1 protein-coding gene and 1 pseudogene are annotated in these 7,208 nt (G+C 72.8%); both read right to left on the bottom strand.

The genetic code is table 11. The features are described from left to right. Nucleotides 1-3,710: pseudogene (locus ACH4F2_RS34935) on the bottom strand (type I polyketide synthase); the annotation flags it as partial. Between the two features lie 87 nt (nucleotides 3,711-3,797). Then, the coding region (locus ACH4F2_RS34930) for an SDR family NAD(P)-dependent oxidoreductase (protein ID WP_398136717.1) at nucleotides 3,798-7,208 on the bottom strand (3,411 nt) is incomplete at its 5' end.

The following is a 7,208-nucleotide window of genomic DNA, read 5'->3' as shown; positions in this document are numbered from 1 at the left end:
TCCGACACCAGAGCATCCACACCCGGCGCATCCCCACCCCGACGCGACACCAACAACAAATGCTCCGCACCACCACGAGCAGCCCACCGCGCCACATGCGCACCCAACGCACCCGTACCACCCGTCACCAACACCGTCCCCGACGGGACCCATGAACGCACAACGGGCTCGTCCACCGCCCGTGCCCGTACCAGGCGGCGTCCGAAGACGCCGGCCGCCCGGACGGCCACCTCGCCGTCGCCTCCGGCGAGAACGGCGGCCAGTCGCGCAGCGGTGGTCTTGTCCCACGTCTCGGGCAGGTCGATCAGACCGCCCCACCGCTCCGGGTGCTCCAGCGCCGCGGAGCGGCCGAAGCCCCACACCTGCGCCTGCACGACGCTGCCGAGCACCTCGTCGGCGACCGCCACCGCCCCCGAGGTGAGCGACCACATCGGTGCGTCGATCCCGGCGTCACCGAGGGCCTGGACGAGCGTCATGGTGCCGGCCACCCCGCGGGGCACCCCGACGTCGGCCTGCTCGTCGAGGCCGAGCAACGAGACCACACCGGCCACCGCGCCGTCCGCCGCGGCGGTGCGCAGCGCGTCGGTGACGCCGGGACGGTCGAGATCGTGCAGAACGACGGGTACGGCGTCCGCGCCGTGGTCCGTCAGCGCACCGACGACCTCGTCGGCGCTCTGGGCCTCGGACGTCACGACGAGCCAGGTGCCGGACAGCACCTCGGAGGGTGCCTCGGCGTCCAGTGGCTGCCAGGTGACGCGGTAGCGCCAGTCGTCGATGAGCGAGAGTTCGCGACGCTGCCTGCGCCAGCTCGACAGGGCCGGCAGTACGGCGCTCAGCGGCTGGTCCCCGTCCACCTGGAGCGTCCCGGCGAGCGAGGCCAGGTCCTCACGCTCAACCGCTTCCCAGAACGCCGCCTCGACGGGGTCGCGCACGACCTCGCCTTCCCCACCGAAGTCCCGGGATTCCAGCCAGAACCACTCGTGCTGGAAGGCGTACGTGGGCAGATCGACCACTTCCGCACCGGGGAGGAGGGCGTCCCAGTCGGGACGGACGCCGGCCACGTGCAGGCGGCCGAGTGCGGTGATCAGAGCCTCGGGTTCGGGGCGGTCCTTGCGCAGGGCCGCGATCGACTGCCGACGGCCGGTGAGGGTCTCCTGCGCCATGCCGGACAGGACACCGTCCGGACCCAGCTCCAGGAACACCGACACACCCTGGTCCTCCAGCCAGCGCACGCCCTCACCGAAGCGGACAGCGGCGCGGACGTGGCGTACCCAGTACTCCGCCGACGCCACGTCGGCCTCGGCCCGACCGGTCACGTTCGACACGACCGGGATCGACGGCGGGGTGTAGGTCAGCGACTCGGCGACCCGGCGGAAATCGTCCAGCATCGCGTCCATGTGCGGCGAGTGGAACGCATGACTCACCCGCAGCTTCTTCGTCTTCCACCCCAGCTCAGAGAACCGATCCCCCAGCTCGGCCACGGCATCGGCGTCGCCGGCGATCACCACCGAGGACGGACCGTTCACGGCTGCGAGAGACACCTCCGCCTCGCGGCCCTCCAGATACGGGGCCACGGTCGCCTCGTCCGTACCGACGGCCAGCATCGCGCCACCCGCCGGCAACGCCTGCATCAACCGGCCCCGCGCCGCCACCAGCGTCACAGCGTCGTCCAGGGAGAGCACTCCGGCGACATGCGCGGCGGCCAGCTCACCGATCGAGTGCCCGGTCACATAATCCGGCCGGATACCCCACGATTCCGTGAGCCGGTACAAGGCCACTTCCAGAGCGAACAGACCTGGCTGCGTGTAGCCGGTCTGGTCCAGCAGCTCGCCCTCCCCGGCGAACATCACTTCACGCAACGGCCGGTCCAGCACCCGGTCGAACCCCGCACACACCGCATCCAACGCCTCAGCGAACACCGGATACGCCCCGTACAGCTCCCGGCCCATCCCCGCCCGCTGCGACCCCTGCCCCGAGAACAACACCGCCAGCTGCCCACGGGATGCCCGGAAGGCTCCGCTGACCAGGCCCGACGCCGGTGTGCCATCGGCCAGCGCGGAGAGGCCACGCATCAGTTCGGTATGGCCGGCACCCACCACCACGGCCCGGTGCTCCATGGTCGCGCGTGTGGTGGCCAGCGAGTACGCCACGTCCACCGGCGAGACATCTTCGGCGAGGGAGGCCCTCAGCCGCTCCGCCTGCGCCTTGAGCGCCGCTTCCGACTTCGCCGACAGCACCCACGGCACCACGGCGTCACTGTCGAGCGGCGCGGTTCCGGGAGTGGTGGCGGATGCGGATGCGGACTCGGGTGCGGTCCCGGGTTCGGACTCGGGCTGCGGCTCCGGCTCTGTCTCCGGTGCCTCGGGCAGGGACGGCTGCTCGACGATGACGTGAGCGTTGGTTCCGCTGACGCCGAAGGACGAGACACCCGCCCTGCGCGGCCGGCCGGTGTCGGGCCACGGGCGCTGCTCGGTCAGCAGTTCGACGGACCCCGCCGACCAGTCGACGTGGGACGAGGGGGTGTCGACGTGGAGGGTCTTGGGCAGCACGCCATGGCGCATGGCCATGACCATTTTGATGATGCCGGCGACACCTGAAGCAGCCTGTGTGTGGCCGATGTTGGACTTGATGGAACCCAGCCACAACGGACGGCCGGCCGACCGGTCCTGGCCGTACGTGGCCAGCAGCGCCTCGGCCTCGATCGGGTCGCCCAGTGTGGTTCCCGTACCGTGCGCCTCCACCGCGTCCACGTCCGCCGCGGTGAGCCCGGCGGAGGAGAGGGCCTGCCGGATGACGCGTTCCTGGGAGGGGCCGTTGGGCGCGGTCAGGCCGTTGGAGGCGCCATCCTGGTTGACGGCCGAGCTGCGGATCACGCCGAGGACGCGGTGGCCGTTGCGCTGGGCGTCGGAGAGACGCTCCAGGAGCAGCAGGCCGACACCCTCGGCCCAGCCGGTGCCGTCGGCGGCGTCGGCGAAGGACTTGCAGCGGCCGTCGGGCGACAGGCCCCGCTGGCGGCTGAAGTCGACGAAGGTGCTGGGTGTGGACATCACGGTGACGCCGCCGGCCAGTGCCATCGTGCACTCGCCGTCGCGCAGTGCCTGGCTCGCCCAGTGCAGGGCCACGAGGGAGGACGAGCACGCCGTGTCGACCGTCACCGCCGGGCCTTCCAGGCCGAGGGCGTAGGCGATCCGGCCGGAGACGACACTGCCGGAGTTGCCCGTGCCGAGGTACCCCTCGACGCCCTCGGGTACGACGTCCACGCCGGCCGCGTAGTCGTGGTACATGACTCCGGCGAAGACTCCGGTGCGGCTGCCGCGGAGTTCCACCGGGTCGATGCCGGCGCGTTCGACCGCTTCCCAGGCCGCTTCCAGGAGGAGCCGCTGCTGCGGGTCCATGGCGACGGCCTCGCGCGGGCTGATCCCGAAGAACGCCGGGTCGAAGGCCCCGGCATCGTGCAGGAAGCCGCCCTCGCGGGTGTACGAGGTGCCCTCGTGGTCGGGGTCGGGGTGGTAGAGGGTCTCCGGTTCCCAACCACGGTTCTCCGGGAAGCGGGTGATGCCGTCACCGTTCTCCGCGACGAGCCGCCACAGGTCCTCCGGCGAGGAGATCCCGCCGGGGTAGCGGCAGCTCATCCCGACGATCGCGACGGGCTCCTGCTCCTTGCCCTCCAGCTCACGCAGGCGACGGCGGGTCGCGTGCAGGTCGGCGGACACCTGCTTGAGGAAGTAACGGAGTCGTTCTTCGTTCGCCATCTGAAGTCAGCTCTCCTAGTGGATGGAACCCGAGCCCTGCGTGCGTCAGGAGATCCCGAACTCTTTGTTGAGGAAGTCGAAGACTTCGTCGTCCGACGCGGCGTCCAGTTCCTCCGCGACCGTCTGTCCCTCGTGTGCCTGGGGCGCTTCCTGCGCCTGCTGTGCTGGGGGCGCCTGGTGTGCCTCCACCGGTCCGGTCCCGGCGTCGCCGCCCCACTTGGCCAGCAGGGCCTGCAGCCTCTCGGTGATCCGGGTGCGGGCCTGTCCGCCGAACGAGTCCTGTCCGAGGAGTCGTTCGAGGGCGTCCAGTTCCGCGGTTCCCGCACCGGTCGCCGCGTCGGTGACGAGTCGGCCGCGCAGGTGCCCGGCGACCGCCGCCGGTGTCGGATAGTTGAAGATCACCGTGGCGGCGAGGCGTACCCCGGTGACCGCGGTGAGCTGGTTGCGGAACTCGACCGCGGTGAGCGAGTCGAAGCCGATTTCCTGGAAGGTCCGGTCGGCCTCCACCTCGTCCGCCCCTTCGTGGCCGAGGACGCCTGCGACGTGGGCGCGTACCAGGGCGAGCAGTTCGGCTTCCTGCTCGGCTTCCGGGAGGGACACGAGCCGCCTCCGGAGGGCGTCGGCGCCGTTGTCCGACGGGGAGGCCGCCGCGGCACGCCGGCCTGTCGCCCCGGAGGTGCCGGCCGTTCCCGTGGCGCCCGTCGCCCCTGTCGCGGGGACCAGGCCGCGGAGCAGCGGCGGCAGTTCACCGCGCCCGTCGGCCCGTCCGGACGAGGCCCGCAGGGCGGTCACGTCGAGACGTACGGCGACCAGTGCCGCCCCGGACGCGGTCGCGGCGGCGTCGAACAGCGCGAGGCCCTGCTCAGCCGTGAGGGCGCCGAAGCCGCCGCGGCTCATCCTGGCGATGTCCGCCTCGGCGAGGTCGCCGGTCATGCCGCTGCGCTGGGCCCACATGCCCCACGCCACCGAGGTGGCGGGCAGGCCGCCGGCCCGGCGGTGCTGCGCGAGGGCGTCGAGGTAGGCGTTCGCCGCCGCGTAGTTGGCCTGACCGGCGCTGCCGAAGGTGGCCGCCGCCGAGGAGAACAGTACGAACATCGCGAGGTCGTGCCCCGCGGTCAGCTCGTGCAGGTGCTGGGCCGCGTCCGCCTTGGGCCGGAAGACCGTCTCCAGGCGCTCTCCGCTCTGTGCCGGGAGCACCCCGTCGTCGATCACTCCGGCGGTGTGGACGACACCGGTCAGTGGCCGGTCGAGTGAGCCGAGCAGCTCCGCCACGGCTTCGCGTTCGGCTACGTCGCAGGCCGCGAAGGTCACCTGGGCGCCCAGTCGCCGCAGCTCGGTCTCGAGTGCGTCGGCCCCTTCGGCGTTCCGGCCGCGGCGCGAGACCAGCAGGAGGTGGCCGGCCCCGTGCTCGGTCACCAGATGCCGGGCGACGAGCCCGCCGAGCGTACCGGTCGCCCCGGTGACGAGGACGGTGCCGTCCGGGTTCAGCCGGAGGCCGTCGCCCGCCTCGGTGCCGGCGGCCCGGGCGAGCCGGGGCACCAGGACGTCGCCCGAGCGCAGCGCGGCCTGCGGCTCCCCGGACACGGCGGTGGCGGCCAGGGAGAGGTACGACTGCGGGGTGCCGTCCACGTCGACGAGCACCAGGCGCTCCGGATTCTCCGACTGCGCCGAGCGGGCCAGGCCCCACACCGCGGCGCCGGCGAGGTCCGGCACACCGGTGTCGTCCGTGGCCACCGCACCGCGGGTGACGAGCACGAGGCGGGAATCCGCCAACTCGTCCCGGGACAGCCAGTCCTGCAAGGTCTCCAGGACGTGTCCGGTCACGGCGCGCGCCCGCTCCGCGGCGTCGGCCGTGTCCGCGCCGTCTCCCGACGGTATCCGGGCGAAGACCAGCTCGGGGACCGGATCGCCCTCCTCGATTCCGCGAACGAGGGCTTCGAGGCCGGGCAGTACGTCGCCGGTGGCACCCGTCGTGGCGAGGCCTTCGGCGAGACTCCTGGCTTCGGCGGGCACCCGCGCGTCCGGTCCGACGCCGATCACCGCGTACGTCGTCGTGGTGCCGGCACCATCGCTGCCGGCACGGGTGGAGGCGGGCGTCCATTCGACGGCGTACAGGTCGCGCCGGGCCGCCCGGGCGGCGGCGAGCTGCTCGTCCGCCACCGGCCGCAGGACCAGCGACTCCACCGATGCGACCGGGGCCCCGGCCTCGTCGACGGCGAGGACGGACACTCCGTCGTCGCCGCTGGGCGTGAGGCGCACGCGCAGGGCGGTGGCGCCCGAGGCGTGCAGCCGTACTCCGGTCCAGGCGAACGGCAGCCCTGCCCCCCGCGTCTCGGTCGTCTCGGCTTCGCTCTCGCCGCCGGTGTGGTCCTCGGCGGTTCCCAGGGCCAGGCTGAGGCCGAGGGGGTGCAGCGCCGCGTCGAACAGCGCCGGATGCAGCCCGAACGCCGCCGCATCGTCGAGGTGCTCGTCCGGCAGGGCCACCTCCGCGTACACGGCGTCCTCGGCCCGCCACACGGAGCGCAGCCCCAGGAACGCGGATCCGTAGGCGAAGCCGACATCGGCGAGCCCCGAGTACAACTCCTCGACGGGCACCTGCACGGCGTCCGCGGGCGGCCATGCGGCGAGCACGGCTCCGTCCACCGAGCCACCGACCGCGAGCACACCGGCGGCGTGCTGGGTCCACGGCTCCTCGCGGGCGGCGTCCGCGGGACGCGAGTGGATCGTCAGCGACCGCCGCCCGGAACCGTCGTCGGCGCCCACCACGAGCTGCGTCTGCACCGCCTCGTCCTCCGGCAGGACCAGCGGTGCCTGAAGCGTCAACTCCTCCAGCTCGGCACAGCCCGCCTCGTCGGCGGCCCGGACTGCGAGCTCGACGAACGCGGTCGCCGGTACGAGCACGACTCCGGACAGCGCATGCCCGGCCAGCCACGGATGCGTCCGCAGGGACAGCCGCCCGGTGAGCAGGAACCCGTCGGCATCGGCCAACGGCACTGCCGCACCCAGCAGCGGATGCTCGACGGAGGACAGCCCGGCGGGTGCCACGTCTCCCGTGGGGGAGGCCTGCACCAGCCAGTAGTGCCGGCGCTGGAAGGGGTAGGTGGGCAGGTCGACGCGGCGGGCACCGGTGCCGGAGAAGTACGCCGCCCAGTCCGGGGTCACGCCCGCGACGTGCAGACGGCCCAGAGCCGTGAGCAGTGCTTCCGCTTCGGAGCGGTCCTTACGCAGAGCGGCGACGAGCCGCACGTCCCCGGTGAGGGACTCCTGCGCCATACCGGACAGGACACCGTCCGGACCCAGCTCCAGGAAGACACCGACGCCCTGCTCCTCCAGCCAGCGCACACCCTCCCCGAAGCGCACGGCCGCACGGACATGGCGTACCCAGTACTCCGCCGACGCCACGTCCGCCTCGGCCCGACCGGTCACGTTCGACACGACCGGGATCGACGGCGCGGC

It is taken from the genome of Streptomyces sp. NPDC017890 (assembly GCF_044328675.1).
Taxonomy (GTDB): Bacteria; Actinomycetota; Actinomycetes; order Streptomycetales; family Streptomycetaceae; genus Streptomyces.
This window is presented reverse-complemented; position numbering and strand designations above follow the sequence as displayed.